The 25,425-nt window shown below is 62.9% G+C and carries 25 protein-coding genes; 23 read left to right on the top strand and 2 right to left on the bottom strand.

Annotated features, from left to right (window positions below):
* Positions 1 to 3: 3 nt before the first annotated feature.
* The 16 genes from QWI75_RS21270 (at position 4) to QWI75_RS21195 (ending at position 18,146) form a co-directional block, all read left to right on the top strand.
* Positions 4 to 990, top strand: coding sequence for a DUF1207 domain-containing protein (locus tag QWI75_RS21270; protein ID WP_289271379.1), 987 nt, complete (start codon positions 4 to 6; stop codon positions 988 to 990).
* A gap of 114 nt (positions 991 to 1,104) precedes the next feature.
* Positions 1,105 to 2,223 carry an MlaE family ABC transporter permease gene (locus tag QWI75_RS21265; RefSeq protein ID WP_289271378.1) on the top strand — a complete coding sequence of 373 codons (1,119 nt, stop codon included), beginning with the start codon at positions 1,105 to 1,107 and terminating at the stop codon, positions 2,221 to 2,223.
* Positions 2,224 to 2,246: 23 nt separating this feature from the next.
* Positions 2,247 to 3,065: an ABC transporter ATP-binding protein gene (locus QWI75_RS21260; protein WP_289271377.1), complete on the top strand. Its 819-nt coding sequence runs from the start codon at positions 2,247 to 2,249 to the stop codon at positions 3,063 to 3,065.
* On the top strand, positions 3,041 to 4,003 hold the full coding sequence (locus QWI75_RS21255) for an MlaD family protein (protein ID WP_289271376.1): 963 nt from the start codon (positions 3,041 to 3,043) through the stop codon (positions 4,001 to 4,003). The genes QWI75_RS21260 and QWI75_RS21255 overlap by 25 nt, the downstream gene beginning before the upstream one ends.
* 22 nt (positions 4,004 to 4,025) lie before the next feature.
* Positions 4,026 to 4,685 (top strand): ABC-type transport auxiliary lipoprotein family protein, encoded by a 660-nt coding sequence (locus tag QWI75_RS21250; protein ID WP_289271375.1) that lies wholly within the window; start codon positions 4,026 to 4,028, stop codon positions 4,683 to 4,685.
* Position 4,686: 1 nt separating this feature from the next.
* Positions 4,687 to 5,163 (top strand): VIT1/CCC1 transporter family protein, encoded by a 477-nt coding sequence (locus QWI75_RS21245; protein ID WP_289271374.1) that lies wholly within the window; start codon positions 4,687 to 4,689, stop codon positions 5,161 to 5,163.
* A gap of 87 nt (positions 5,164 to 5,250) precedes the next feature.
* Positions 5,251 to 6,207: a universal stress protein gene (locus QWI75_RS21240; protein ID WP_289271373.1), complete on the top strand. Its 957-nt coding sequence runs from the start codon at positions 5,251 to 5,253 to the stop codon at positions 6,205 to 6,207.
* A gap of 25 nt (positions 6,208 to 6,232) precedes the next feature.
* A complete protein-coding gene (locus QWI75_RS21235; RefSeq protein ID WP_289271372.1) occupies positions 6,233 to 7,756 on the top strand; it encodes a potassium/proton antiporter in 1,524 nt (507 codons plus the stop codon).
* The gene (glgP, locus tag QWI75_RS21230; RefSeq protein ID WP_289271371.1) at positions 7,753 to 9,510 is read left to right on the top strand and encodes an alpha-glucan family phosphorylase; all 1,758 of its coding nucleotides are present in this window, start codon (positions 7,753 to 7,755) and stop codon (positions 9,508 to 9,510) included. The genes QWI75_RS21235 and glgP overlap by 4 nt, the downstream gene beginning before the upstream one ends.
* Positions 9,511 to 10,021: 511 nt before the next feature.
* Positions 10,022 to 10,294 (top strand): DUF2934 domain-containing protein, encoded by a 273-nt coding sequence (locus QWI75_RS21225; protein ID WP_289271370.1) that lies wholly within the window; start codon positions 10,022 to 10,024, stop codon positions 10,292 to 10,294.
* A 108-nt stretch (positions 10,295 to 10,402) separates the two neighbouring features.
* Positions 10,403 to 10,591, top strand: a complete 189-nt coding sequence (locus QWI75_RS21220) for a YgaP family membrane protein (RefSeq protein WP_289271369.1) — start codon at positions 10,403 to 10,405, stop codon at positions 10,589 to 10,591.
* Between the two features lie 554 nt (positions 10,592 to 11,145).
* The gene (locus QWI75_RS21215) at positions 11,146 to 12,546 is read left to right on the top strand and encodes a TolC family protein (protein WP_289271368.1); all 1,401 of its coding nucleotides are present in this window, start codon (positions 11,146 to 11,148) and stop codon (positions 12,544 to 12,546) included.
* Between the two features lie 104 nt (positions 12,547 to 12,650).
* On the top strand, positions 12,651 to 13,772 hold the full coding sequence (locus tag QWI75_RS21210) for an efflux RND transporter periplasmic adaptor subunit (RefSeq protein WP_289271367.1): 1,122 nt from the start codon (positions 12,651 to 12,653) through the stop codon (positions 13,770 to 13,772).
* Between the two features lie 6 nt (positions 13,773 to 13,778).
* The gene (locus QWI75_RS21205) at positions 13,779 to 17,078 is read left to right on the top strand and encodes an efflux RND transporter permease subunit (protein WP_289271366.1); all 3,300 of its coding nucleotides are present in this window, start codon (positions 13,779 to 13,781) and stop codon (positions 17,076 to 17,078) included.
* Positions 17,079 to 17,187: 109 nt separating this feature from the next.
* Positions 17,188 to 17,556, top strand: a complete 369-nt coding sequence (locus tag QWI75_RS21200; RefSeq protein WP_289271365.1) for a DsrE family protein — start codon at positions 17,188 to 17,190, stop codon at positions 17,554 to 17,556.
* 200 nt (positions 17,557 to 17,756) lie between these two features.
* The gene (locus QWI75_RS21195; RefSeq protein ID WP_289271364.1) at positions 17,757 to 18,146 is read left to right on the top strand and encodes a PepSY domain-containing protein; all 390 of its coding nucleotides are present in this window, start codon (positions 17,757 to 17,759) and stop codon (positions 18,144 to 18,146) included.
* Positions 18,147 to 18,246: 100 nt separating this feature from the next.
* Here the strand turns inward: QWI75_RS21195 and QWI75_RS21190 are convergent, their stop codons facing one another.
* Both QWI75_RS21190 and QWI75_RS21185 read right to left on the bottom strand, forming a co-directional pair.
* Positions 18,247 to 18,729: an aminoacyl-tRNA deacylase gene (locus QWI75_RS21190; protein WP_289271363.1), complete on the bottom strand. Its 483-nt coding sequence runs from the start codon at positions 18,727 to 18,729 to the stop codon at positions 18,247 to 18,249.
* Between the two features lie 205 nt (positions 18,730 to 18,934).
* A complete protein-coding gene (locus tag QWI75_RS21185) occupies positions 18,935 to 20,350 on the bottom strand; it encodes an FAD-dependent oxidoreductase (protein ID WP_289271362.1) in 1,416 nt (471 codons plus the stop codon).
* Positions 20,351 to 21,073: 723 nt separating this feature from the next.
* Here QWI75_RS21185 and QWI75_RS21180 point away from each other — a divergent pair.
* The 7 genes from QWI75_RS21180 to QWI75_RS21150 all read left to right on the top strand — a co-directional run bounded on the left by QWI75_RS21180 (position 21,074) and on the right by QWI75_RS21150 (position 25,386).
* Positions 21,074 to 21,421 carry a PepSY domain-containing protein gene (locus QWI75_RS21180; RefSeq protein WP_289271361.1) on the top strand — a complete coding sequence of 116 codons (348 nt, stop codon included), beginning with the start codon at positions 21,074 to 21,076 and terminating at the stop codon, positions 21,419 to 21,421.
* Positions 21,422 to 21,440: 19 nt separating this feature from the next.
* The gene (locus QWI75_RS21175; RefSeq protein WP_289271360.1) at positions 21,441 to 21,779 is read left to right on the top strand and encodes a c-type cytochrome; all 339 of its coding nucleotides are present in this window, start codon (positions 21,441 to 21,443) and stop codon (positions 21,777 to 21,779) included.
* A 9-nt stretch (positions 21,780 to 21,788) separates the two neighbouring features.
* The gene (locus QWI75_RS21170; protein ID WP_289271359.1) at positions 21,789 to 22,259 is read left to right on the top strand and encodes a hypothetical protein; all 471 of its coding nucleotides are present in this window, start codon (positions 21,789 to 21,791) and stop codon (positions 22,257 to 22,259) included.
* A gap of 164 nt (positions 22,260 to 22,423) precedes the next feature.
* Positions 22,424 to 22,633, top strand: a complete 210-nt coding sequence (locus QWI75_RS21165) for a YgaP family membrane protein (protein ID WP_289271358.1) — start codon at positions 22,424 to 22,426, stop codon at positions 22,631 to 22,633.
* Between the two features lie 114 nt (positions 22,634 to 22,747).
* On the top strand, positions 22,748 to 23,995 hold the full coding sequence (locus QWI75_RS21160; RefSeq protein WP_289271357.1) for an NAD(P)/FAD-dependent oxidoreductase: 1,248 nt from the start codon (positions 22,748 to 22,750) through the stop codon (positions 23,993 to 23,995).
* Positions 23,996 to 24,042: 47 nt separating this feature from the next.
* Positions 24,043 to 24,642, top strand: a complete 600-nt coding sequence (locus QWI75_RS21155) for a superoxide dismutase family protein (protein ID WP_289271356.1) — start codon at positions 24,043 to 24,045, stop codon at positions 24,640 to 24,642.
* A 198-nt stretch (positions 24,643 to 24,840) separates the two neighbouring features.
* Positions 24,841 to 25,386: a QcrA and Rieske domain-containing protein gene (locus QWI75_RS21150; RefSeq protein ID WP_289271355.1), complete on the top strand. Its 546-nt coding sequence runs from the start codon at positions 24,841 to 24,843 to the stop codon at positions 25,384 to 25,386.
* Positions 25,387 to 25,425 lie beyond the last annotated feature (39 nt).

The following is a 25,425-nucleotide window of genomic DNA, read 5'->3' as shown; positions in this document are numbered from 1 at the left end:
GACATGGCCGCTACAGGATCGGGCGCCCGACGATGGCTCTGGACCACGGTTGCGGCAGTCACAGTGGTCTGTTGGTCCGGCCTAGTCCTGGCCGCCGGCCCGGGGCCCGATGGGAGCGGGGACAAGGAAGAGAGACCTGCCGTCGATTGCCGCTACGAATCGGGGGCCGCCGGCGACGAGGCAACGGAAGCCCGCTCCAAAGGGGTGCCCTTCCCGAGCGACGATGTATTCCGGCCCCTGTTCGCCGACCCCAAACAGCCGCAATTCTTCGCGACCTACCAGGCGGTTCGCGTGAGACAGGCCAATACCTCGGCCAACATCGGATCGGTCGGGTTCGGGGAAAATTTTGGGTTGTATTCGAAGCGCCGGGGCTGCAACGGCTGGCAAGTCGGGATTTTGGCCGGGGTCTTTTCGCAGTTCAATCTGGATGCGCCGTCCTCGGATCTGCTCAATACCGACTTCGTGGTCGGCATTCCGGTGAGCTGGCGGAGCGGGCTGGTCTCGCTGCGCGCGCGCTTGTACCATCAGAGCAGCCATCTCGGTGACGAGTTTCTCCTCGGCAATCCGGGACTCAACCGGGTGAACCTGAGTTTTGAAGAGGCCGAAGCGCTGTTGTCGCTCGACGCGCCGGGCGGCTGGGGGCGGATCTATGCGGGCGGCGGCTATCTCCTGCACCGGACTCCGGATCTGGAACGGGGCAAGGCACAGTGGGGCGTTGAACTCCGCGGTCCCACCATGCGCTCGCTGCTGTTTGGCGAAACCGTCGGGGCGCTGCGGGTGACGCCGGTGTTGGGAGCGGACTTCAAATCGTTCGAGGAACTGGCCTGGAACGTCAACACCAACGCCGTCGCCGGCATCGAATGGTCGCGGGAGACGGGGACGCGCCGGTTTCGCCTGTTGTTCAACTATTATCGGGGCTTCAATCCCTACGGGCAATTCTTCAATCAAAAGATTGAAACATTCGGCGTGGGGCTCTATCTGGCGTTCTGATCGGATCGGCGCCGGTGAGTCGCTGAAGCGGTACGTCCATTTGGCTAACCATAAATGACTGGCTCCGGCCCCTCGTTTCGGCGTAGGCTTGGGCTCACGACGGAAGGTCTGTCGATGAACCAGCACGCGGCGCCGATGATCAGGGTGGATCAGGACGGGGTCGTCCATTGCGACGGAGCCTGGACGGTCGCTCAACTGGCCGATCTGGAACCGGCCGTCGAGGCCTGTGTCTGGCCTCCGGTCAAGCATTTGAAGTGGGACACCAGCGGCATGACCGCGATGGATGCCGGCGGCGCGGTCCTGATGTACCGGACCATGGCCGAGTTGCAACGGCGGGGATACGCCGTCACGGTCCAGGGGGTCCGCAAAGAATTCGGCCGGCTCCTCGAACGGGTCGGACAGACCTGGGCCGTGACCAAGGAACTCCCGGCGGCCCGCTTGGGTCCGTTGGAACGGCTGGGCGCGGGCGCCTGGACGGCCGGCCTCAATCTCGTGCAGGCCCTCGCTTTTCTCGGCGAAAGCGCGAGCGCCGGCGGACGCCTGGCCTTGGCGCCTGGCCACATCCGGTGGCGGACCGTCTTCCGGAACGTGGAGCTGGACGGGGTCAATGCGTTGCCGATCACGGGGCTGCTGACGTTCCTGATGGGCGTCGTCATCGCCTATCAGGGGGCGGAGCAACTGCGCCAGTTCGGCGCGAACATCTTCGTCGTGGACCTGGTCGGGATTTCGCTGTTGCGCGAGATCGCGCCGATCATCGTGGCGATTCTCCTGGCCGGTCGGTCCGGCTCGGCCTATGCCGCCGAGATCGGGACGATGAGGGTGACGGAGGAGCTGGATGCGATCCGCACGCTCGGATTGTCGCCGATCGACCTGCTTGTGATGCCGCGCGTGCTGGCCCTGATCATCGCGATGCCCCTGCTCACGGTCTATGCCGACGCACTCGGGGTGTTCGGGGGCATGCTGATCGCGCTGAGCGAGCTGAACGTCAGCTTTACGGAATTCATCTCGCGGTTCGAGGAAGCGGTCGCGCTGCGGCATTTTCTGATCGGGATCGGCAAGGCGCCGTTCTTCGCGCTGATCATCGCGCTGGTGGGCTGCTACCAGGGGTTTCAGATTCAAGGCGGGGTGGACCAGGTCGGCCGGCGCACGACGATGAGCGTGGTTCAGAGCATCTTCCTGGTGATCGTGTTCGACGCCTTTTGCAGCATCCTGTTCAATTGGTGGAATGTGTAAGTCATCGGGGCGGGGTTGGAACCATGATCCAGGCTGACAGTTCGGCGGCCGTTGCGGCGAGTCCGATCATCGAGGTGAGCCATGTGAGCACCAGGTTCGGGACCGCGGTCGTGCACCGGGACGTGAGCCTCTCGGTCAGGCCGGGGGAGATCTTTGCCATCGCCGGCGGCAGCGGCTGCGGGAAATCGGTGCTGATGCGGGAGATCATCGGCCTGCACCGGCCCACCTCGGGAACCGTGCGGCTGTTCGGTCTGGACAGCGCGACCTACCGGGCCGGCCGCGCCCCCGCCCTGTACCAACGGTTCGGGGTCATGTTTCAACAGGGCGCCCTGTTCAGCTCGCTGACGCTCGAAGACAATGTGGCGGTGCCGCTGCGGGAATTCACGTCGCTCAGCGAGCGGCTGATCCGCGACATCGTGGCCGTGAAGCTCGCCGCGGTCGGGTTGCCGATGGACAGCGGACCGAAGTATCCGGCCGAGCTGAGCGGCGGCATGCGCAAACGCGGGGCCCTGGCCCGCGCGATCGCCATGGACCCGGAGCTGCTGTTTCTCGACGAGCCGACTTCCGGCCTCGATCCGATGAGCTCGGCCGGCATCGACGAGCTGATCCTGAATTTGAAGTCGCTGCTCGGCCTGACGGTGGTCATGGTCACGCACGATCTGGACCTGCTCTGGCGGGTCGCCGACCGGGTCGCGGTCATCGGCGACGGCCGCGTGCTGGGCATCGGCACGATGGCCGAGCTGTCTCGATCCGAGGAGCCGGGCGTCAAACAGTATTTTCATGGGCCTCGAGGACGCGGAGCGGCCGCCAAACACGCATGGAACCCCGAGTCAAATACATAGTCGTCGGGTCCTTCATCGCCGCCCTCGGCGTGGCCACGCTGGCGGGCGTGCTGTGGCTGGGCAAGTCGGACTATCGAGGCCAGTACGACCGCTATTACGTCTATACGCACGAGTCCGTGTCGGGGCTGAGCGAGAATTCGATCGTCCGCTATCGCGGAGTGGAAGTGGGGCGGGTCAAGGAGATCGTGTTGAATCCGGACAATCCGGAAGAGGTGCGGATCACCCTCGACCTTGTCAGCGGCACGCCGGTCAAGACCGACACGGTGGCCATCCTGGTCACGCAGGGCCTGACCGGCTTGGTGACGTTGAACCTGAACGGCGGAAGCCGAGACGCCCCGCCCTTGACCGTGGAGGGCCAGCAGGAATACCCGGTGATCAAGAGCGCGCCCTCGCTGTTCGGCCGGCTCGACATGGCGCTTTCCCGGCTCCTGTCCGAGCAGGGGCTCTCGCAACTGGTTACGAGCCTCACCACGTTGAGCCAGAACGCGGCGCGGGTGGTGGACGACGAAAATCGCGCTGTGCTCAAGCAGATGCTCAAGGATCTGGCGGAGATGACCCATACGCTCGCGGCCCGGAGCGACCGGCTGGACCGAGGGGTCGTGGGCGCCGCCCAGGCGGCGGAGAACCTGGCCTCCATGACCGAATCCCTCAACAAGCAGATCCCGTCGTTGGTCGAGCGCATCAACAAGAGCGCGGCGGCGCTGCAAACGATGACGGAGGAACTGGCGCAGACGAGCCGGGCCGTCGGGGCGGTCGTGCGGGACAGCCAGCCGGAGCTGCAACAGTTCACCAGGCAGACGCTGGTCGAGACCGGCCAGCTCGTCACGGAGATGCGGCAGCTCACCGCGACCTTGCAGCAGGTGGCCAGGCAACTGGAGCGGGAACCCAGCTCGCTCGTGTTCGGCAAGGGGCGGGGCCCGCGCGGGCCAGGAGAGTGAAGACAGGATGGCGGGGACTGGGATGAAAGGATGGAGGGCGTCGAGGTTGGCGGCGCGCATGCTCGCGGCCGGCGGCCTCTGTTGCGTGCTGGCCGGGTGCTTCTCGGTCCCGCGCGAGACCCGCGAAACCGTCCGCACGTTCGTGTTGACGCTGGACGCCCAATCGAACGGAGCCGACGCGCCGCCGGCCAAGCCCGGCGCCGGCCTCCTGGTCGTGAACGTGCCGCAGGCGCAACCGGGGTTCGAATCGCCGAACATGGCCTACGTTCAGCGTCCCTATGAAATCGGCTATTACGCCGCCCATCAATGGGCCGAGGCGCCGTCGCGGATGCTCCAGCCCCTGCTGGTCCGGACGCTCGAACGGACCGGCGTCTGGCGGGCAGTGATGGCGATGCCGACGTCCGTGCGCGGCGATGTCCGCCTCGACCTGGACCAGGTCGTGCTCGTGCAGGAATTTCTGCAACGCCCGAGTCGGGTCCTGGTGAGCCTGCGCGCCCAACTGATCGCGATGCCTTCCTATCAGGTGGTCGGGATCCGGCGCTTCGAGATGAGCGAGCCGGCGCCGACCGACGATGCCTACGGCGGAGCGGTGGCGGCAAACCGGGCCCTGCAAATCTTGTTGAAGGACCTGGGCGACTGGGCCGCCGGCTGCGTCAACGCTCGCCCGGCCGGTGCCTGTTGACATGCGCCAATCGGTCAAGACGGGCCTCAGTTTCGGCCTCACCTCCGGGGTCATCACGACGCTTGGCCTTCTGGTCGGACTGAATGCCGGGACTCACTCCCGCGTGGCGGTCATCGGCGGCATCGTCACGATCGCGGTGGCAGACGCCCTGTCCGACGCCATGGGCATCCATCTCGCCGAGGAATCCAAGAACAACGGGAGCGAGTTGGAGATCTGGGAAGCCACCATCGCGACCTTTGCGGCGAAGTTCGTGATCGCGATGAGCTTCGTCCTGCCGGTGATCCTCCTGCCGCTGGACCAGGCGGTGGTCGCGAGCGTCGTGTGGGGATTGGGCCTGCTGACGCTGTTAAGCTATGGCCTGGCCAAAGCCCAGAAGATCGTCCCTTGGAAAGTCATCGCCGAACATGGCGCGATCGCCCTCCTCGTGGTGGCCGCGACCCACTATCTCGGCGAATGGCTGCGCGCCGTTCTTGAATGAGCCGGTGACGAACCGTCCTTTCCGGACCAGCACGAACTCCCTTGCAGAATCTTCGCCTTCGCCGGGCCGTTCGGGATATAAGAGAGCATGACTGCTCGACCCGACCATGCGCCGAGGACGATTCTCCTCGCCACGGATTTTCAGGCGCCCGCGAGAAAGGCCTTCGCGCACGCGGTTTCACTGGCCGCGCGGTTTCATGCTAAGCTCGTGATCCTCCACGTCATGAAGGCTGTGGCCGCGGGGCCCCATGGATCCGGGTTGGGCAGCCGGTACCTGGGGCCGATCAAGACCGCAGCCATGTTGGAACTGGGCCGTCTGGCCCGCGCCGCGCAGCATGCAGGCGTCAAGACGGAGACCAGGCTCCTGTGCGGCATTCCCTGGGCCTGTATCCTGGACGCGGCGGAGAAAATGCGGCCCGAGCTGATCGCCCTCGGCACGCATGGGAAAGTCGGGTGGGACCGGCTGCAACTCGGCAGCACGGCGGAAGCGGTCGTGCGGGAGGCGCCTTGCCCCGTGCTCACCGTTCACGCCATGGTGTCGGGGGATGCGTTTCGGCATCCCGCCCGGGTGCGGCTGCGCAAGTTTTTGGTCGGAACCGATCTCTCCGGCTCGACTCCGGTCGTGTTGCGTCATGCGGCGGGATTGGCCAAACGGCTCGATGCCTCGCTGTTGCTCGTCCACGCCTTCGGGCCGGGGGCGAAGCGGCGCGGCATGAACCAGACGTTCGCCATGAAGAAGGGAACAAACGTCTTGTCGCAGGATCGACGGCGGCAGGAACTGAACCGATGGCTCTCGATGCTTCAAGCCCAGGGTCTGCCGGTCGAGGGCCGCTGCCTCGCCGGGCTCCCCGTCGAGACGATCTTGGGAGAGGCTGCGCGCTGGGAAGCGGACGTGGTCATCGTGGGCACGGCGGGGCGCCGCGGGCTCTCCCGGTTGATGCTCGGCAGCGTCGCCGAAGGCGTCATCAGAAGAGCGGGCTGCCCGGTGTTGGTCGTGGGGGCGGCGGTAAGCCGAAAGCAGCCGAGACACCGGGGGCGATCGTGAAACGAATGGGAGCGGTTGGAGCGGAATGACCTTCCCCATTGAATATCTGATGCTCGGCGCCTCGGCGCTGCTCTTCTTGAGCGTGATCGCCAGCAAGGCTTCCTGGCGCTTCGGCGTGCCGTCCTTGTTGCTGTTCCTGGCCATCGGCATGTTGGCCGGATCGGACGGCCCCGGCGGGATCCATTTCGACAATCCGCCGCTCGCCCAGTCGCTCGGCGTGGTCGCGCTTGCGTTCATTCTGTTTGCGGGCGGGTTGGACACCGAGTGGCGAAGAGTGCGCCAGGTCCTGGGAAAGGGGCTGATCCTCTCCACGTTGGGGGTCGGGATTACGGCGCTCCTGGTCGGCTGGTATGCGACGGCCGTGCTCAAGGTCTCCTGGCTGGAAGGGTTGCTCATCGGATCGATCGTGTCCTCAACCGATGCGGCCGCCGTGTTTGCGGTCCTGCGCTCGCGAAATGTCAGGCTTCGAGGGCAGTTGAAGCCGCTGCTGGAGTTGGAGTCCGGGAGCAATGATCCCATGGCGGTCTTCTTGACCGTGGGACTGATCGGATTGCTGACGGGGGCCACGGCATCGGTCGTCGACTTGATTCCCCGGTTCTTTCTCCAGATGGCGCTCGGAGCCGGGCTCGGCTATGGGATGGGGACGGCCATGGCCTGGCTGGTGAATCGCCTCCAGCTCGAATATGACGGGTTGTACCTCGTGCTGACGTTCTCGCTGGTGCTGCTCGCCTACAGCGCGACCGCCACGGTGGGGGGCAACGGCTTTTTGGCGGTCTATATGGCGGGACTGATCATGGGCAGGAGCCAGTTCCGCCGCAAGCGCAGCGTGATGCAGTTTCACGACGGGCTCGCGTGGTTGATGCAGATCGTGATGTTTCTCACGCTGGGTCTCCAAGTGTTTCCCTCTCAGCTCGTTCCCGTCGCGTCGGCCGGTCTGCTCCTGGCGCTGTTTTTGATGGTCTGCGCCCGTCCCATCGCGGTCTTTACCACCCTGTCCTTCGCCCGGATCAGCTTGCGGGAGAAAATCATGGTGGCCTGGGTCGGGCTCAGGGGAGCCGTGCCGATCATTCTGGCCACGTTTCCCTTGGTGGCCGGAATCGAACAGGCCCCGATGATCTTCAACGTCGTCTTTTTCATCGTCCTGACGTCGGTTCTGTTACAGGGCACCTCGATTCCCCTGGTCGCGCGCTGGCTCAAAGTGGATGCCCCGCTCTCGACCGAGTCGTCTGGCGGGATGCCGGAGATTCCGACCGTCCGGACCGACACAGGCGCGCTGATGGAGTTCAGGATTGCTCTCTCCTCCAAGGCGGTCGGCGAGCGATTGTCCGACCTCGACCTCCCATCCGAGGCCTTGGCGGTCCTGGTCATCCGCCAAGGCCAATCGTTTGCTCCACCCGCGAGCCTGGAATTGCAAGCCAACGACACGTTGGTGATCTTTGCGGACCGGGCCTGGATCGGGAAGCTGAGCGCGATGTTCGGATCGCCGCCCATTATGAAAGAGATGAAAGAAGACTCTCCGCCCCGCGAGGTTCGACAAGTCCAAGCATGACGCGAGACCCGCTGGTCGCCTACTTTTCGATGGAGATCGGGCTCGAAGCCGGCATGCCTACCTATGCCGGCGGGCTCGGCGTGCTGGCGGGCGACACCATCCGTTCCGCGGCCGACCTCGACATTCCCATGGTCGCCGTGTCGCTGCTCCATCGGCGCGGCTATTTCTTCCAGCATCTGGACGCGGCCGGAAATCAGACGGAAGAGCCCGTGTCCTGGGCGGTCGAGGACTATGCGGAAGCGCTGGAGGCCAGGGCCTGCGTCGAGGTGGAAGGTCGAACCGTCCATCTGCGGGCCTGGCGCCATCTGGTCAGGGGAATCTCCGGCTCCGCCGTGCCAGTCTATTTCCTGGACGCGGACCTGCCGCAGAACACGGCTGAGGATCGGCGTCTGACCGATGTCTTGTACGGCGGCGACGCCTATTACCGTCTCTGCCAGGAGGTGATCCTCGGCATCGGGGGGATCCGCATGTTGGCCTCGCTGGGCTACCGGGATCTGTATCGCTACCATCTCAACGAGGGCCACGCGGCCCTGTTGGTGCTCGGGCTGCTTGAACAACGGATGGCAGAGGGATCGCAGCCACAGATGTCCTGCAAGGCGGCTTTGGAAGCCGTGCGCGAACATTGCGTCTTTACGACGCATACGCCGGTGCCCGCGGGTCACGACCAGTTTCCGGCCGATCTGGCCCGCCGGGTGTTGGGCGAGCGCTTCTGGGCTCTGCTCGCGGCATGTTGGGACAACGCATCGTTGAACATGACGGAATTGGCGCTCCGGTGCGCGCGGTACATCAACGGCGTGGCGATGAAACACGGGGAAGTCTCCCGCGGGCTGTTTCCCGGCTACCCGATCCATTCGATCACGAATGGGGTGCATGCCGCGACCTGGGCCGCCCCGCCCTTTCAGCGGCTCTATGATCGGCACCTTCCCGATTGGCGGCGTGATTTTCTGTCACTGCGCTACGCGGTCGGCATTCCGACCGATGAGCTATGGCAGGCCCATCAGGAAGCCAAACGCGCGCTGCTCGATACGGTCAATCGCGTCACGAACGCGGGCATGAATTGCGATGCCCTGACGGTCGGCTTTGCCCGCCGGGCCACGGCCTACAAGCGCTTCCTGCTGCTGTTTCACGATCTCGATCGGCTCGTCGGCATCGTCAAACAGACCGGTCCCCTCCAAATCATCTTCGCCGGGAAGGCGCACCCGCGCGATCACGAGGGGAAGGCCATCATCTGGCGCGTCCATGAGGTGAAGGAGCGGCTTCGGGACATAGTGGCGATCACGTACCTGCCGAACTACGATATGCAAACGGCGAGGCTCCTCTGCGCGGGATCGGACGTCTGGCTCAACACACCCGTGCCGCCGCTGGAGGCGTCGGGGACCAGCGGGATGAAGGCGGCCGTGAACGGCCTGCCGAGCTTGAGTGTGCTGGACGGATGGTGGATCGAAGGGCATGTGGAGGGGGTGACCGGTTGGGCGATCGGGGAGCGGATCGACATCTGTGAGCAGCCGGAGCCCGGGCTGGATGCCTGTCATGCGGAGGCGCTCTATGATGCGTTGGAGCATCGGGTGCTGCCCTGTTTCTATCAGGAGCAGGAGCGGTATCGCGACATGATGCGTCACGTGATTGCGTTGAACGGGTCGTTTTTCAACACGCACCGGATGGTGGCGCAGTACCTGCATATGGCCTATCAAGCCGTCGGTCGCTATCTGGATCAAAACAACCGGGCGGGAGAGTCCACTTCGCATGAAAGTTAGAGAGTAATCACTGGAGGGGTGTCTCCGGCGGCGATAATGAAGAGGGGCTTCGCCCGATGAGCCGCCGGTTCTAGCAAAGCTTGGTATGGAGGTCGTGGCGCATCTTCGTACCTTCCGACGATGAGAGGCTGTGGCATCTCGCGCCAGTCCGCCCTTTCGACTGTAGCCTTAGCCCGCATTATTCATGATGCTTCGTGACGAAACCGCGCAGACGCGTCGTGAGACGGGCAAGCGCAGCCGCGAAGGAGGGAGGCATACTTGCAACAGTATGTTGACCGACTGAGTGGCGAGCACGCCCGTCGCAGCAGCGTATCCGCGGTTGGTAGAAGCCTTCGTGAATAATGCGGGTTAGTCTTCATGCCGCCTCCTCACACTCTGATCCGGGTTTGAGGGCACTGCTGCCGAAAATCATTGTTCCAACGGATGGTTGGTCCGCAGGGCGCCGTCGCAGCTCGCTGGCATGGTGGTTGCCGGCTACAACCGGGTTGACCAGTACAAGGAGGGCCTGATCATGGACATCAAACCGACCGCATCCCGCGCAGGCAAGGAGAGAAAACCGAGGCAACAGCCGACCGCTCCCGCCGAAATGCAGGCAAGTGAGGCTGAAGCGTCTCCGGCCACGAGAGTGGCCATCTATCCTGTCCGACCCTGCGAAGACCTCCACGCCCAGATCCAGAAACGGGCGTACGAACTCCATGCCCTACGCGGCTATCGAGAGGGGTCCGCGCTGGACGATTGGCTTGAGGCGGAACGGGAAATCCTGAGCCAACTTCCTCCCATGTGAGCGACAGAGGGCGCTGGAGGCTCCTGACGCCATCGGGGCGCCGGCACGCCATGAATCCTTTCCACGCGCCACTCTCTCCAAGTGGTAGCGAGGAGGGAGGTGACGCCCATGAATCTGAACGAATGGTTGCGTCTGATTGCCGGCGCATTCGTGCTGTCGGCGGTTGTGCTGGGAGCGACGGTGCATCTTTACTGGAATTACTTCGCCGCGTTTGTGGCGGCCAACCTGATCCAATCGGCCTTCACCGGCTGGTGCCCGATGATGGCCCTCTTGCGAAAGCTGGGTGTTCAGGAGTAAAGGGACGCCGAGTTTAACCGACGGTGTGGTTCACGGCGGAATCGGCGGCAGGCAGGTCTCCGGCGGCGTATGAAAACCAGAGGAAGGGAAATGTGCAAGGTGCTTCTCCGCCGGCGCCGTTACGAAAAGACGATAAAGAGCCGACGGTTCAAGCGAAGGTTGGGATGGAGAAAAGACGGGAGAAATCCCGTGAGGTGTTTCTCCGGCGGCGTCCATGAAGACGGGCTTCGCCCGATGAGCCGCCGGTTCTAGCGAAGCTTGGTTTCGAGGAATAAAGACTCGCTGAAGGGATTTCTCCGCGGGCGTCAATGAAGCCATCCGATGGAAGCATAACCAGGGCGAGAGAAACGCTAAAGGGGTTTCTCCGCCCGCATCATATTCGATACAGCAATAAAGAGCGGGCGGTTCAACCAAGGTTGGTATGGCCCGCGGCTCAACCGAAGGTTGGTATGGAGAAAAGGCGGGAGAAATCCCGTGAGGTGTTTTCTCCGGCCGCCAAGAACCATCAAAGGGGCGGCCAGCTCAACCGAAGGTTGGTATGGAGGGGGGATCTCATGGTCCGACATCGAACGGCGGCATCAACGGGCTGGTCCGTAGGCAGAGTTGCGCAGGTCCTGTGTTTCGGCGGTGCGCTCGTTGTATGGAACATTGCGGTCGTCCTCCCCGCGGGGGAAGCCGCGGCACAGGCCGCCCGCGCCGTCACATTGGAAGAGGCGCTCGACCTGGCGTCGCAGCACAGCCCCGTGCTGCGGGCTTCGCGGCAGGAGCTGCACTCCGCGGAGGCCCAGCAGGAGATCGCGAAAGCCGCCTATCTGCCGAAGCTGGACGCGATCGAAGCCTGGACCAACACGAATAATCCGGCTCAATCTTTCGCCATTCAGCTCAATCAGGGCCGGTTCACCCAGGCGGGATTCGACATCAATACGCTCAACCGTCCCGGCTCGATCGAGAACTACCGGTCGGCTTTGAACCTCGTCCAACCCATCTATAACGGCGGCCGCGAACAACTCGGCGTCAAGATCGCCGAGTTGGGGCACCAAGCGTCCACCGAAGGCTATGAACATGCCAGGCAACGGGTGTTCTTCACCGTCACCAGGGGCTATTACGATCTGGCGCTCGCGAAGGCGGTTCGAAAGGTCGCCACGGATGCGGTGCAGATTGCGGAGGCCAACGCCAGGCAGATCGCCGCGCGGTACAAAAGCGGGGCGACGGTGAAATCCGATCTCTTGCAGGCGGATGTCCGCCTGGCGGGTCTGCGGGAGGAGTCCATTCGCGCGGAGCAAATGCTGCACATCACCGCGGTCGCCTTGCAGCACGCGATCGGGCTGAATGAAGCGGTCGATACGGCCGACAGCCTGTCCCAGGGGACGGTCGCGGATCAGAGGCTGGAGGCGGTCATCGCGCGCGCGCTGGACACCAGACCGGACTATCGCATGATGGCGGCGGAGCTGCGCAAGGCGCAAATGACCACCAAGCTCAGCAAATCGTCGTATCTCCCCAATCTGAATCTTCAGGGCAGCTTCGAGAACAACAGCACGTTTCCCTTGGGCCCGAACGGCCAGAGCAACTACGGAGCCTTCGGCATGTTCAGCGTGAACCTCTTCAACGGCCTCAGCGACGCGGCGCATGTCCGCAAGGCGCGGGCGCAGGAGGAAAAGGCGCGCGAGCAATTGGAGGCGAAGCGGCGCGAGATCGAAGTGGAGGTCGTCGAGGCCTATTACGGAGTCGCGGCGGCGAAGGAGCGGATCGCCGTGAGCGAAAGCGCCGTGGCCCAGGCCGAGGAAAACCTGCGCATCATCGGCAACCGGTATCAGTCCGGGATCGCGCCGGTCTTGGATCTCCTGACCGCCGAACTTGTCCTCAATCAGGCCAAGCAGAACCGGCTCCGCTCGTTCTACGATCTAAAGGTGGGGCAGGCCAGATTGGCCCTCGTGAGCGGCGAAGGGCGGAGTTAGCCGATACCGGAGGGCTGAGCAGAGTCGTCAATCGTCATTCGTCAATCGAGACCGAGGGGGGGAAGCATCAGGCGCTGTCTTTTTCAACGATTGACCGATGACGCATGACGTATAACGTCCGCTTCGGAAGCGGGTTCGCCGGGAATGATGATGAGCAAATGGGCCGGATGATGATGATCAGGAAGATCGTCGTGGCGGTGTTCTGCTGTGGGCTCGCCGGATGCGGCCCGCGCGACGAGCCGGTGCAGCCGGCCGGGACCTCCGCGGCGCTTCCATCGATCCAGGCCGCGGTCATCGAGGTGCAGAGCGTCCCGGTGCCCTTGCGGGTGGAGGTGACGGGACAGGTGGCATCCGTCACGCAGGCCACGCTCTCCAGCCAGATTCAGGCCGCGGTCAAGGAGGTGCGCGTGCGGGAAGGGTCGCCGGTGAAGAAGGGGGAGACGCTGGTCCTGTTGGACGACCGGGACCTGCGCGCCGAGTTGGCTCGCGCCGAAGCCGAAGCGGACAATGCCAAGGCGCACCTGAAACGGATGCGGGATCTCTTCGTCCAGGATTCGGTGGCCAGACAGGAATTGGAAAACGCCGAGCGGACGTTCAAGGTGGCGGAGGCCAATCGCACGGCCGCGCGGACCAGGGTCAGTTACACGGTCGTGACGGCCCCGTTCGACGGCCTCGTCACGGAGAAACTGATCCATGCCGGGGAGCTGGCTTCGCCGGGACGGCCCCTGTTGCGGTTGGAAGACCCTCGGCAGCTTCGCCTGGAAGCGACGGTGGCGGAGGGCGACCTGAAATCCCTCTCGCGCGGCGATCGGGTTTCCGTGGCGATCGATGCGCTCGGAGGCCGATCGCTGTCCGGCTCCGTGGCCCAGATTCTCCCGACCGGCGATCCGGCCACCCATACGGTGCTCGTGAAGGTCGAGTTGCCTCCCACATCGGGATTGAAGGCCGGCATGTTCGGGCGCATGCAACTGGACAAGGGATCCGGGCGGACGTTGGTCGTCCCTCGCACATCGGTGATCGAACGGGGCGATCTCACCGGCGTCTACGTCGTCGGGTCCGACTCGCTGGCGCATCTCCGGTGGGTCAAGTTGGGCCGGGCGGTGGGCGATCACGTCGAGGTCCTCTCCGGTCTCAACCAGGGAGAGTCTGTGTTGGTCCAGGGCGGCCAAGGCAGCGACGGAGCCCGCGTGGAGATCGCCCAATCGGTCGCTTCGCCCGTTCCGTAAAGACCAATGACGCAATCCTCTCGTATCGGCCCCTCTGGGCGGCTGGCCTCGCTCTTCCTGGGGAGCAAACTCACCCCCCTCATCATACTCGGGTCGCTGCTGTTGGGCCTGCTCGCGGTCGTCCTCACTCCGCGCGAGGAAGAGCCGCAAATCATCGTGCCGATGGCCGACGTGTTCCTGCCGTTTCCCGGCGCCTCCTCCCAGATCGTCGAAGCGCAATTGACCAAGCCGATCGAGCGGAAGATTTCCGAGATCAAGGGCGTGGAGTACGTCTATTCGATGTCGAAGCCCGGCGGCGCGCTGATCATCGTCCGTTTCTATGTCGGGGAGCCGATGGAACAGAGCCTCGTGGACCTGTACGACAAGCTGATGTCCAACCAGGACAGCTTCCCGCCGGGGGCCGGACCGTTTCTGGTCAAGCCGCGGGACATCAACGACGTCCCGATCGTGACGTTCACGCTATCGAGCGATCGTTATGCCGACGACGAACTGCGCCGGTTGGCGGAACACCTGCTGGAAGAGGTCAAGAAGGTGCCGGGCACGTCCGGAGGATTTCTGGTCGGCGGACGGCCGCGCGAGGTGCTGGTGCAGATCGACCAGGCCCGCATGAGGGCCTATGGGGTCACGCCGCTGGAGGTGGCCGGGGTGATCCGGGCGGAAAACCTGGCCTTGCCGTCAGGACGATTCCAGAGCGAGAACCGGGAATATGCCCTGGAAACCGGCCGGTTCCTTCGGTCCCGCGAGGACATCGAATCGCTCGTCGTCGGCGCGCGTGACGGCCGGCCGATCTATCTGCGCCAAGTCGCCGATGTGATCGACGGGCCGGGAGAGGTCACCCAGTATGTGTGGTTCGGCCTTGGCGCTTCCAGCGCCCGTGAAACGTTCAACGTGAAACGTGAAACGAGTCACGAGTTGCCTGCCGTGACCGTCGCGGTGGCCAAACAGCGGGGCGTCAACGCCGTGCAGGTGTCCCGCGAGGTGCTCCGGACCGTCGAGGCAATGAATGGCCGGATCATTCCGGCGGACGTTCGGGTGACGGTGACGCGGGACTATGGGGAGACGGCGAACGAGAAGGCCAACGAGCTGCTGTGGCATCTGCTCATCGCCGTCGTGGCCGTGGTCGTGTTTCTCGGGCTGGCCTTGGGACCCCGGCCGGCGCTGGTGGTCTCAGTCGCGATTCCGTTGACCCTGGCCCTCACGCTGTTCACCTCGATGTTGATCGGCTACACGATCAACCGCGTGACCCTGTTCGCGCTGATCTTCTCGATCGGCATTCTGGTGGATGACGCGATCGTGGTCGTGGAGAACACCTACCGTCATTTGCAACTCCGGCGCCGTGCACACCGCGAGGCGGCGATCTACGCCGTGGACGAGGTCGGCAACCCGACCATCCTGGCCACTTTCACGGTCATTGCGGCGCTGTTGCCGATGGCCTTTGTGTCCGGCCTCATGGGTCCCTATATGAGGCCCATTCCCGTGAACGCCTCCATCGCCATGTTCTTTTCCCTGCTGGTCGCCTTTGTCGTGATTCCCTGGTTCTGCCAGGCCTGCTACCGATCCACGGTCGTCATGCCAGGCCTGGATCACGAAGGGAACACGGGCGGCTGGACCTACCGTTTCTATCACCGCCTCTTCACGCCGCTCCTCCGCCGGCCGTTCCTCACCTACGCGCTGCTCGCGAGCATTGTCGTGTTGCTGCTCGGATCATCCGCGCTGTTCTATACCCGCCATGTGGCGGTCAAGATGTTGCCGTTCGACAACAAGAGCGAACTCCAACTCGTCATCGACATGCCGGAAGGCACGACCTTGGAAGAAACGGCGCGGGTCGCCAAATCCTTGACCCAGTTCATCCGCCGGGTGCCGGAGGTGCGGGACTACCAGGCCTATGTGGGGACCGCCTCTCCGTTCAACTTCAACGGGCTCGTCCGGCATTACTTCCTGCGGGAGGGCTCGCACCAGGCGGATATCCAGATCAATCTCGTGTCGAAGGACGAGCGGGCGGCCCAGAGCCATGAGATCGCGCAACGGTTGAGGCCCGAAGCCCAGCGGATCGGCCGCCAATTCGGGGCCAACGTGAAGATCGTCGAGGTGCCGCCGGGGCCTCCGGTCCAGTCGGTGTTGGTGGCGGAAGTCTACGGCCCGGATTATGAGAGACAGCGGGCGGTCGCGAAGGAATTGCGGGCGCTCTTCGAGGCGACCCCCGGCGTCGTGGATGTGGATGACCTGATCGGCCAGGATCTCGTCAAGTATGTGTTCACGGTGGACCGGGCCAAGGCCGCGCTGGCCGGGGTGCCGTCGGAGGACATCGTGAAGACGCTGCGCATGGCGATGGAGGGCGCCAAGATCGGCCTGGTGCATATTCCGAACGAGAAAAGCCCCGTGCAGATCGTGTTGCGGCTGCCGCTGACCGAACGGACCGGGCTGGAGCATTTCGGCGAGATCGCGCTCCGGCGGGCCGGCGGGGGGATGGTGCCGCTCTCCGAGCTCTTGCGCCTGGAGGAGACGGTCGAGGACAAAACCATCTACCACAAAAATCAGAAGCCCGTCGTCTATGTGGTGGCCGATGTCGGAGGACCCGGCGCGGAACAGGCGGAGAGCCCGGTCTACGGTGTCTTGGGAGTGGGAGAGAAATTGGCGCACTACCGTCCCGCCGAAGGCTACGAGATCGAGCAGTACTACGCGGCCGCCCCCTGGTCCGAGCAACGGCTGGCGGTGAAATGGGACGGCGAATGGCACATCACCTATGAAACGTTCCGCGACATGGGGCTGGCGTTCGCGGTCGCCATGCTGCTGATCTATCTGCTGATCGTGGGGCAATTCCAGTCGTTCGTGACGCCGCTGATCATCATGGCGCCGATCCCGCTCACGTTGATCGGCATCGTGCCGGGCCATTGGGCCACCGGCTCCTATTTCACGGCGACCTCCATGATCGGCTTCATCGCGCTGGCCGGGATCATCGTGCGGAATTCGATCCTGCTCGTGGACTTCATCGAGCTTCAGGAACAGGAGGGCCGGTCGCTGGCCGAGGCGGTGATCCGCGCGGGGGCGATCCGGACGCGCCCGATCCTGTTGACCGCCGCCGCGTTGATGGTCGGCGCCTTCGTCATCGTGCTCGATCCGATCTTCCAGGGCCTGGCGGTCTCGTTGCTGTTCGGGGTGGGCGCCTCCACCGTGTTGACGCTCGTCGTCATTCCCGTGCTCTACTATCTGGTTTACAAGGGCCAGCACCGCTTGGCCGAACGGCCGGCGGTCGAAACCCCTGCGGAGGACGCGCGGGCCGGCGCGTTGGCCGCGCCGAAATCGTGATGCAAAGGAGCGCTTGGTGATGAGCCTTATCCAGACTGTGAGGCGAGTGACGGGTGGTCTGGCGATTGTCGGTGGCCTGTTCTCTCAGGGGGCTGTGACGGAGGCTCAGATGCCGATGACAAGGGACTCGGGACATCGCGTCGTGTTCCACCTCAATTCGGCCGAGGAGCAGATACAGAAGGGACTGCTTAACAACATCACGAACCTGTATGAAGCTCTTGGCCCAGATTTTCTCAGGGTCGAGGTCGTCGCGCATGGACCGGGACTGTCGTTGCTGGCGAAGAAGGGCAGCCGGTTTGCCGGCGAGGTGGCTCGGTTGAAACAGCAATACGGTGTTGAGTTGACGGCCTGTTCCAACACGATGAAAGCGCAGGGGCTCACGCGAGAGGACCTGCTCGAACAGGTGGACCGGACGGTGCCGGCGATCGTGCGATTGATGGAACTTCAGGAAGAAGGGTGGAGTTATATCAAGCCGTGAGGAGTGAGGAGGAATGACGGGGGTATGGCGAGCCGGACCTCTGCGCGTGAAGCCTGCGACCGGCTCACCCGATCGGGCGATTGAACAATGGGATGATCAGGTCATAAGCTGAAGAATGGCATGGAGATAAACCAGTTCGCCCTGCTGCCGATAGCCGGAAGTCACCTGCCGACAAGCTGACATGGGGAAGGAGGTCCGGTATGAACAAAGGAGTACCCATAAGGATTCACGCAATAGGGATCACGGTCTTAGCAGGGGCAGTATTGGTCGTCGGAGAGCCGGTTTTCAGCAAGGAGGCGGAGCATTCAGGGAGCACTCAACGGTTCCGGGGTATCATCACCGCTGCGGAAAAGGAACGAGGTCCCATAGAGAAGGAGAGAGCAAAACTGGCTTCTCAAGCCAAGGTGACTCTTGAGCAGGCCATCAAAACGGCCACGGAAAAGGTACCGGGGAACGTGGTGGGAGCCGAACTTGAGTACAAACCGCAAGAGATGGCCGTGTGGGAACTGGATGTGCTTTCTGTGGACGGAAAAGAGGTCCACATGAGCGTGGATGCCGCAACGGGAGAGCTTCTCGAAGCAAACCGATGAAAGCGGCCGGTCACACGTGAGGCTGGCGGGCGATGACGGACGGCGCGCAGAGGGTATGCCTGCGACGAATCGTCGCTCGGAGGAAACGCGGCGCCGTAGGTCACCGGACCGTTGAGTGTAACTGATGGAACTCCGCCACGACCGGAAAAACCAGTGAGGCGAAGTCCATGTAGCGCATGCGGATCGCTTCCGAATGGGTGCCGGCCTGAAAGATGATCTGTTCGTCTTCTGTGAGCGATCGATCAGCGTATACGTCCAGCCCGTAGAGGTTTCCGAACGGCGGCATGGCGCCCAACTCGCAGTCCGGGAAGAGATCTTTGAACTCCTCCTCGGTCGCTAATCGGACGTGATGGGTCCGGAAGACATCACGGAGGCGGTGGAGATCCACGAGCCAACCGGCCGGCAGCACGGTCATGACAAATCTCGCGTCCACCTTCATTATCACGACCTTCGCCAGTTCCTTCTCAGGGGCGTGGAGCGCACGGGCGATCTCAATCGCGCGAAAGGCTTCCGGGTGAGGCAGGACGTCATAGTGGACGTGTTCGCGATCGAGATATGCTTTGAGTTTCCTCGCGATACTCATGGCCGCACCTTTATACCAACCTTCGGTTGAACGGCAAGCCATACTAAGCTTCCCTTGAGCCGGCGGCCCATCGGGCGAAGCCCCTCTTCATGGATGCCGTCGGAGAGACACCTTCAGTGATGCTTCTCGCCTTTGTTCCCATACCAAGCTTTGCTAGATCCGACGCCGCTTCGTCGTCTTATCGAAATCCATCGATGGTCAACCGTCAATCGGAGGAGGCGATCCCACGATTGACGAATGACGGTTGACGAATAACCCGCCCGCTATTCCAATCGGAGATCCGGCCTTGCCGCAACTCGGCCTGCGAGCGAAACAGGTGCGCCTCAGCCGGTTGGAGGTCATCGAGAAACCAAGCCTGTCTGGCCTTGGTGCCGCACTCCCCACCCTGCCCCAGCCACTGCGCAATCCGGTCTCCCACTGTTTCGCTGAGTGCGCGGTAGGTCGTGAATTTTCCACCGTAGATGGAAACCAACCTGTGGCCGGGGTACTCATCGATCACGGCCTTGCGCGAGAGGCTCGCTGTCTCGTGATTCCACTTCCGAACGTAAAACGGTGAGGAGAACGGAGCCTGAGTCCATGAGCCGGAGGTCACTCTGCTGCTCGCGCGTCCCGACCGCCGCACAATTGGAATGGTCCTGATGCCGCAGAAGGCCTCGATCACCTGTTCGCCCGGGTGAACAAGGGCAAGATACTGCTTCGCGATGTTCAACAGATACTCACGATCCCCTGGGGGGTGGGTCCACTTCTCTGGCGTCCCCTCAAGCTGGGATTCAGTCGTGCCGAGGAGCCATCGTCCGGCCCAGGGGATGAAGAAGACCAGGCGGCCATCCTCATGTTGAAGGGCCGCGGCGGCACAGTGGTCCGGGTTCGCCGGGATGGCGGAGGGAGAGAGGACGAGATGAGAGCCGACGTTGAGGAGGCACGTCACCTGCGGAAGGAATCCCCAGCGTAATAAATTCGCATTGCACCAGGCTCCCGCGGCATTCACGAGCACGCGACAGGTGACCTCGTTCACGCCCTGCGCATCGACCAACCGGACACGAAACCCCTGGCCGTCGCACTCCACGCGATCCACGAACGTCTCTTCGGCATAGGTGGCACCGAGACGAGCGGCGGCGCGCGCAGCAAGCCGGACGATCACATCGTCCTGCATCTGAGCCTCATAGAACAAGAATGCCGTACTTATCTCATGCTGAAGGACGTGTGAATGGAGATAAGGCGCGAGTTCACCGAGTTCGTGAGGGCCAAGTCGCCGCGCGCGAGGGAGGTCATCGGCAGTCGTGGCCAAGCTCTCATAAAGGCGCAATCCAAGACGAATCATCCAAGAGGGCCGGCCCGATCGAAAAACAGGGAGGACAAACGGAATTGGACGCACGACTTCAGGAAGATTCTTGAGGAGGAGCGCACGTTCCCTCAACGCGTCACGGACCAATCCCCATTGCGACAGGTGCGCGAGATACCGTAAACCTCCGTGCATGAGCTTGGTCGTTCGGCTTGATGTGCCGGAGGCAAGCCGTTCGCGTTCAGCGAGGTGAACTCCCCCGATGCGGCGGGAGGCGAGGTCATGCAGGATTCCCACGCCGTGGATGCCGCCGCCCACGATGAGCACGTTCAGATCCACCTGGCACCTTCCATCCTGCCACTAAGTAAAATGATCCTTTGAGGTGCGCTAGGGCCATCGCTTGTGTGCATGGTGAAAGAGATGGACGATTCCAATGATCACCACCGGATGAAGCGAATCGCTCTATGCGGCGCACGATAGGCGCAATGGCGGCTCGTGTGTTGTAGAGGGGAACGTGCGTCGTCGGCTTGAGCTCTGCCCGGCTCATGATACGGAGAGGGGTCTTCCTTCAACAGGGCTCTCCCTTGCCCAGGCCAGACACCGATCGCAGATGACGGCGTAGAGACAACCAGGCAAGAGCCTGAGATAGGACGCCCGATGGGTCACATCGGGAGGTACGCCGCAGTGACCGCAGATCCTGCCGCCGAAGAACATCGTGACCGCCGTCTGGACCAGTCGTTCACTCCCTCGGACTTCAATTCAGTCTGCTCCTATACCAGCAGGTTATCAAGGCCTTCGAGTCGAAGCGTGCTGTGCGCCGAGGGCTAACGTCGTCTGTGGCATCTCGCCCCAGAAGGCAAGATCTCGCTGGGGACTTTGGCCGCAATGGCAGCCGGCACTCTGATGTTCAGGCACTGAGAATCAACCACTTGACGGTCGCTTCGGGAGGTGATCGCTGCGGCGCCCAATTGGCACAATCATCGCACTCGTCACGCCTGGGCGAAAAACGGGAGTCCATCGTGTAGGTGTTCGTCCTCTTCCGACACACAAGGAGGAAATCATATGAGACAGATTGCGATGGCGGCGGCAATGGCGGCGGGCCTCTTGCTGGTGTTGGGCGGCACAGCACTCGCCGATAAGAAGGGAGAGAAGCATAAGAGCAAGGTCGAAATGGCGGAGACGGCCAAGGTGACGATCGATCAGGCCGTGAAGACTGCTTCCGAGAAGGTGCCGGGCAAGGTCATCGAGGCCGAACTTGAAAAGAAACATGACAAGACGGTGTGGGAAGTCGAGATCGTGACGGACGACAAGATGATCAAGGAAGTGCACATCGATGCGGATTCCGGGGCCGTGATCGATGTGGAGGACAAAGGCAAGGGCAAGGGGCACAAGGGCGAGGGCAAACACTGAAGTGAGGAAAGGTAGGGCGATGAAGGGGACGACGGCGCTGGTTGTCATCGCGCTGCTGATGCCGGGCCTGGCTGAGGCGGCTGGAACGGGCGATCCGGCAAAGGGCAAGCTGCTGTTCGACAAGCACTGTATGGTCTGTCACGGGCCGCAAGGCAAAGGCGATGGGCCGACCGGACGGGCGTTGATTCCTCCCGCGACCGACTTCACGAGCCAGCCGAGCAGGAAGAAAAGCGGGGCCGATCTGCGCCGAGTCATTGAGCAGGGCAGTCCCGGCACGGCGATGCCCGCCTGGAAAGGACCACTGTCCGAGATGCAACTCGCGGATGTCGCCGCCTATGTGGAGACGTTGAGGAAGTGAGGTGCTGCGTTGAGCCGGTTGTGCGTCGCGGCTCTTGTGCTGTGGCTCGTGGGGGTCGGCCTGTTGGCATGGGTGTTTGTGCGGGGGATGACCGCGTCGGCCACCGACGGCCGTACCGAGGTGCTGCTGGCTCCGGCCGAACGAGATCAGATCCTGGCCGAGATGCGGCAGTTGCTCCAGGCCGTGGACGGCATCCTTGATGGAGTCAGGGCGCGCGACCCGGCGGAGGGCGCGCGCATGATCGCCACGGCCGCCCGCACCGCAGGAATGGACATGGCGGCGGACGTGAATCCCGTCCTGATGGCGAAGCTTCCGCTTCCGTTCAAACAGATGGGCATGTCGGTCCACCAGGACTTCGACGGGCTGGCGGAACGAGCGACCCAGGGAGCGTCCAGAGACGAGATCCTCAGCGATCTTTCCAGCATCACAAAACGCTGCACCACCTGCCATGGACTCTATCGGCTGGCCGCGTCCCGGTAGGAAGGTAGAAGGTGAAATGAGGAGTAAGGGTGGCGCGAATCCTTTATCCAGGGCGCTGCTCAAACGGGGCATGCACCACCGGCTGGGTCTCGCGGGCACAGTGCCGCGGCAGCGATCAGACGCCCGCCGGCTCAACCGAAGGTTGGCGCAAAGGGGGTATAGCCATGACTTGTAACGTAGGAGGAATCGAGCGGCCGATTCGAATGGTGCTGGGGTTGGCGTTCATCGCGCTTGGCGCGCTTGCGGATCTTCCGCCGGCTGGCATGTGGATCAGTTATGCGGTCGGAGCCATCGCGCTCATTACCGGGGCGGTCGGCTTCTGCCCGGCATGGAGCCTGTTGGGGATCAATACCTGCCCGACGAAGCCAAAATAAATACCGTCATTCGTCACTGGTCATTCGTCAATCGGTAAACAGCCTGACTACTCCGGACTCTCCGAGTGACGGTTGACGATTGATGATTGATGGGTACTGACGAAGGGGGGAACCATGGCACGCATTGTCATCCTGGGCGCGTCGATCGGCGGGCTGCCGGCGGCCTATGAATCACGGCTGCTGCTGGACAAGCAGCAGCAGGTCACGGTGATCTCCAATATCGATTATTTCCATTTCGTCCCGTCGAATCCCTGGGTGGCGGTCGGATGGCGAAAACGGAAGGACATCAGTTTTCCGCTGGCGCCGGTGCTGGAGAAGAAGGGCATCGAGTTCATCCATGCGGCGGCGGAGCGGATCGAGCCGGAACAGAACCGGGTCGTGACGGCGAAGGGCGATGTGCCCTATGACTACCTCATCATCGCCACCGGTCCGAAGCTGAATTTTCCGGCGGTGCCGGGGTTGGGGCCCAGCGGCCACACCCAATCGGTCTGCACGGTGGACCATGCCGAACAGGCCTGGGGAGTCTATCAGTCCTTCCTTAAGGACCCCGGTCCGGTCGTCGTCGGGGCGGCGCAAGGCGCCTCCTGCTTCGGACCCGCCTATGAAATGGCGTTCATCCTCGACGCGGATCTCCGGAAGCGGAAGCTTCGGCGCAAGGTGCCGATCTATTTCGTTACGCCGGAACCCTACATCGGACATATGGGATTGGCCGGGGTGGGGAAATCCCGGCGTTTGATGGAGGACGAGTTCGCGGAACACTCGATCAAACCGCTGGCGAATACCGCCATCAAAGAGGTCCAGCCGGGAAAGGTGCTGTTGGAGGACGGGCAGGAGGTCCCGTTCCGCTACTCGATGTTCATCCCGCCGTTCACGGGAGTGGATGCGGTCGCCGGCACCGCCGGCCTCTGCAATCCCAAAGGGTTCGTCAATATCGATTCCTACCAAGCCAATCCGAAATACAAGAACATCTATGCGGTCGGGGTCTGTGTCGCGATCCCGCCGGTGGAGCAGACGCCCGTCCCCACCGGGGCGCCCAAGACCGGCTACATGATCGAGTCGATGGTGTCGGCGGCCGTCCACAACATCAAGGCCGATCTCGAAAACAATCCCAAGCGGGAGACCGCGACCTGGAACGCGATCTGCCTTGCCGATATGGGCGACACCGGCATGGCCTTCGTGGCGCTTCCGCAAATGGCGCCTCGCAACGTCACCTGGGCCAAGAAGGGCAAATGGGTGCACCTGGCCAAGATCGGGCTGGAGAAATACTTCCTCCACAAGATGAAAAAAGGCGTGAGCGAGCCGTTCTACGAGAAGGCCATCCTCAGCGCCATGGGCATGGGGAAGCTCGAACGGACCGGGTGATCGTCGGGCATAGCGAAGCATTCCATCGAAGATCAGGAGGAAATGACATGGCGAGATCGAGAGCCTTCTCGTACCTTGTGCAGATCTCGGTCGGTATCGGCCTGGCGTTGACGTGGGTTGGGTGCAGCCATCCCCACACCGGCAAGTTGGCGAACGAATTGAAGGCCAAGGCTTCCATCACCGGTCCCGGGATTTCGGGAGAAGCCAGACTGGAGGAGGAGTACGAGGGCCGGGTCCGAATCAGGGTGAGCCTCCAGGGGACGCCGGAGAGCAAGCTCACGCCAGGCCGCCATGCGATCCATATTCACGAGACCGGCGCCTGTGATCCATTCAGCGCCGCCAAAGGGCATTTCGACGGCAACATTGATCCCCAGGTGAATCCGGACGCCAACGTCAGTCCGGGACTCGGGAACCATCCCTATCACCTGGGCGATCTTCCGAACCTGTTCGTGGATCAGGACCGAAAGGGCTCCCTGTACACTCTCACGAGTCGGGTTGCGATCTCTCCCGGCCTCACGTCGCTCTTCGACAAGGACGGGAGTGCGTTCATCGTGCACGAACTTGAAGACCGGTACCTGCCGGACCCTCCCACCAAAGACGCGCCAGGCGGTCCGCGCATCGCGTGCGGCATCATTGTCAGAGAATAGCTCGTTGCCGAAAACCTAACGCCGCTGCACGATCGGGTGAAGGCGAGAGGCCGTTGTCGGTCGTGAATACGACGGCTCGGCTTCTCTCAGCTTCAATCAGAGGGTGGGACGAAATTCGCCGGTTGCATTGGAGCGGCGTTGATTGTACATAGTTAGTTGACCCCAGCCCTGGGACCTGCGCATTTCATCTGAGCGGCCATGAACATGGAATCGTCCGACCATCAGACGTCCGGATTCTCCACGCCGATCGGCACGAGACGCAGATTTTTCCAGTGGGCTACCGGCGCGGCCGCCTCCATCATTGCGCTCGGGTTGGGCGTGCCCTTGATCGGATTTCTGATTGCTCCGGCCTTTCAGCGGAGAGCCCAATCCTGGGTGGATGTCGGGGGAGTCGATGACCTGCCCATCGGCAAGCCGGCGCAGCTCGATTACAAGCAGACGGTGAAGGAAGGGTGGAGGACCACCGCGGTTCACAAGGGGGTCTGGGCGGTCAAACGTCAGGACGGGCAGGTCACGGTGTTTTCACCGATCTGTACCCATCTCGGATGCGGCTTCAACTGGGACGGCGCGGATCGGAACTTCAAGTGCCCCTGCCATGGCAGCGTCTTTGCGATGGATGGAGCGGTGCTGGGCGGTCCAGCCCCCCGCCCGCTGGACGAGTTACCGTCCAAGGTGGAAAACGGGCGCCTGCTGGTCATGTACAAAGAATTTAAAGCGGGACTGCCGAAAAAAGTGGAATTATAGAGGAATGTGAAATGTGGAATGTTTAGTGGGTAGAACTGA

Origin of the sequence: Nitrospira tepida (genome assembly GCF_947241125.1) — a bacterium.
GTDB classification, from domain to species: domain Bacteria; phylum Nitrospirota; class Nitrospiria; order Nitrospirales; family Nitrospiraceae; genus Nitrospira_G; species Nitrospira_G tepida.
This window is presented reverse-complemented; position numbering and strand designations above follow the sequence as displayed.

Coding starts and splice junctions, on each gene's coding strand:
- QWI75_RS21270 (WP_289271379.1), top strand. CDS start 4: ATGGCCGCTACAGGATCGGGCGCCCGACGATGGCTCTGGACCACGGTT.
- QWI75_RS21265 (WP_289271378.1), top strand. CDS start 1,105: ATGAACCAGCACGCGGCGCCGATGATCAGGGTGGATCAGGACGGGGTC.
- QWI75_RS21260 (WP_289271377.1), top strand. CDS start 2,247: ATGATCCAGGCTGACAGTTCGGCGGCCGTTGCGGCGAGTCCGATCATC.
- QWI75_RS21255 (WP_289271376.1), top strand. CDS start 3,041: ATGGAACCCCGAGTCAAATACATAGTCGTCGGGTCCTTCATCGCCGCC.
- QWI75_RS21250 (WP_289271375.1), top strand. CDS start 4,026: ATGAAAGGATGGAGGGCGTCGAGGTTGGCGGCGCGCATGCTCGCGGCC.
- QWI75_RS21245 (WP_289271374.1), top strand. CDS start 4,687: ATGCGCCAATCGGTCAAGACGGGCCTCAGTTTCGGCCTCACCTCCGGG.
- QWI75_RS21240 (WP_289271373.1), top strand. CDS start 5,251: ATGACTGCTCGACCCGACCATGCGCCGAGGACGATTCTCCTCGCCACG.
- QWI75_RS21235 (WP_289271372.1), top strand. CDS start 6,233: ATGACCTTCCCCATTGAATATCTGATGCTCGGCGCCTCGGCGCTGCTC.
- glgP (WP_289271371.1), top strand. CDS start 7,753: ATGACGCGAGACCCGCTGGTCGCCTACTTTTCGATGGAGATCGGGCTC.
- QWI75_RS21225 (WP_289271370.1), top strand. CDS start 10,022: ATGGACATCAAACCGACCGCATCCCGCGCAGGCAAGGAGAGAAAACCG.
- QWI75_RS21220 (WP_289271369.1), top strand. CDS start 10,403: ATGAATCTGAACGAATGGTTGCGTCTGATTGCCGGCGCATTCGTGCTG.
- QWI75_RS21215 (WP_289271368.1), top strand. CDS start 11,146: ATGGTCCGACATCGAACGGCGGCATCAACGGGCTGGTCCGTAGGCAGA.
- QWI75_RS21210 (WP_289271367.1), top strand. CDS start 12,651: ATGACGTATAACGTCCGCTTCGGAAGCGGGTTCGCCGGGAATGATGAT.
- QWI75_RS21205 (WP_289271366.1), top strand. CDS start 13,779: ATGACGCAATCCTCTCGTATCGGCCCCTCTGGGCGGCTGGCCTCGCTC.
- QWI75_RS21200 (WP_289271365.1), top strand. CDS start 17,188: ATGCCGATGACAAGGGACTCGGGACATCGCGTCGTGTTCCACCTCAAT.
- QWI75_RS21195 (WP_289271364.1), top strand. CDS start 17,757: ATGAACAAAGGAGTACCCATAAGGATTCACGCAATAGGGATCACGGTC.
- QWI75_RS21190 (WP_289271363.1), bottom strand. CDS start 18,729: ATGAGTATCGCGAGGAAACTCAAAGCATATCTCGATCGCGAACACGTC.
- QWI75_RS21180 (WP_289271361.1), top strand. CDS start 21,074: ATGAGACAGATTGCGATGGCGGCGGCAATGGCGGCGGGCCTCTTGCTG.
- QWI75_RS21175 (WP_289271360.1), top strand. CDS start 21,441: ATGAAGGGGACGACGGCGCTGGTTGTCATCGCGCTGCTGATGCCGGGC.
- QWI75_RS21165 (WP_289271358.1), top strand. CDS start 22,424: ATGACTTGTAACGTAGGAGGAATCGAGCGGCCGATTCGAATGGTGCTG.
- QWI75_RS21160 (WP_289271357.1), top strand. CDS start 22,748: ATGGCACGCATTGTCATCCTGGGCGCGTCGATCGGCGGGCTGCCGGCG.
- QWI75_RS21155 (WP_289271356.1), top strand. CDS start 24,043: ATGGCGAGATCGAGAGCCTTCTCGTACCTTGTGCAGATCTCGGTCGGT.
- QWI75_RS21150 (WP_289271355.1), top strand. CDS start 24,841: ATGAACATGGAATCGTCCGACCATCAGACGTCCGGATTCTCCACGCCG.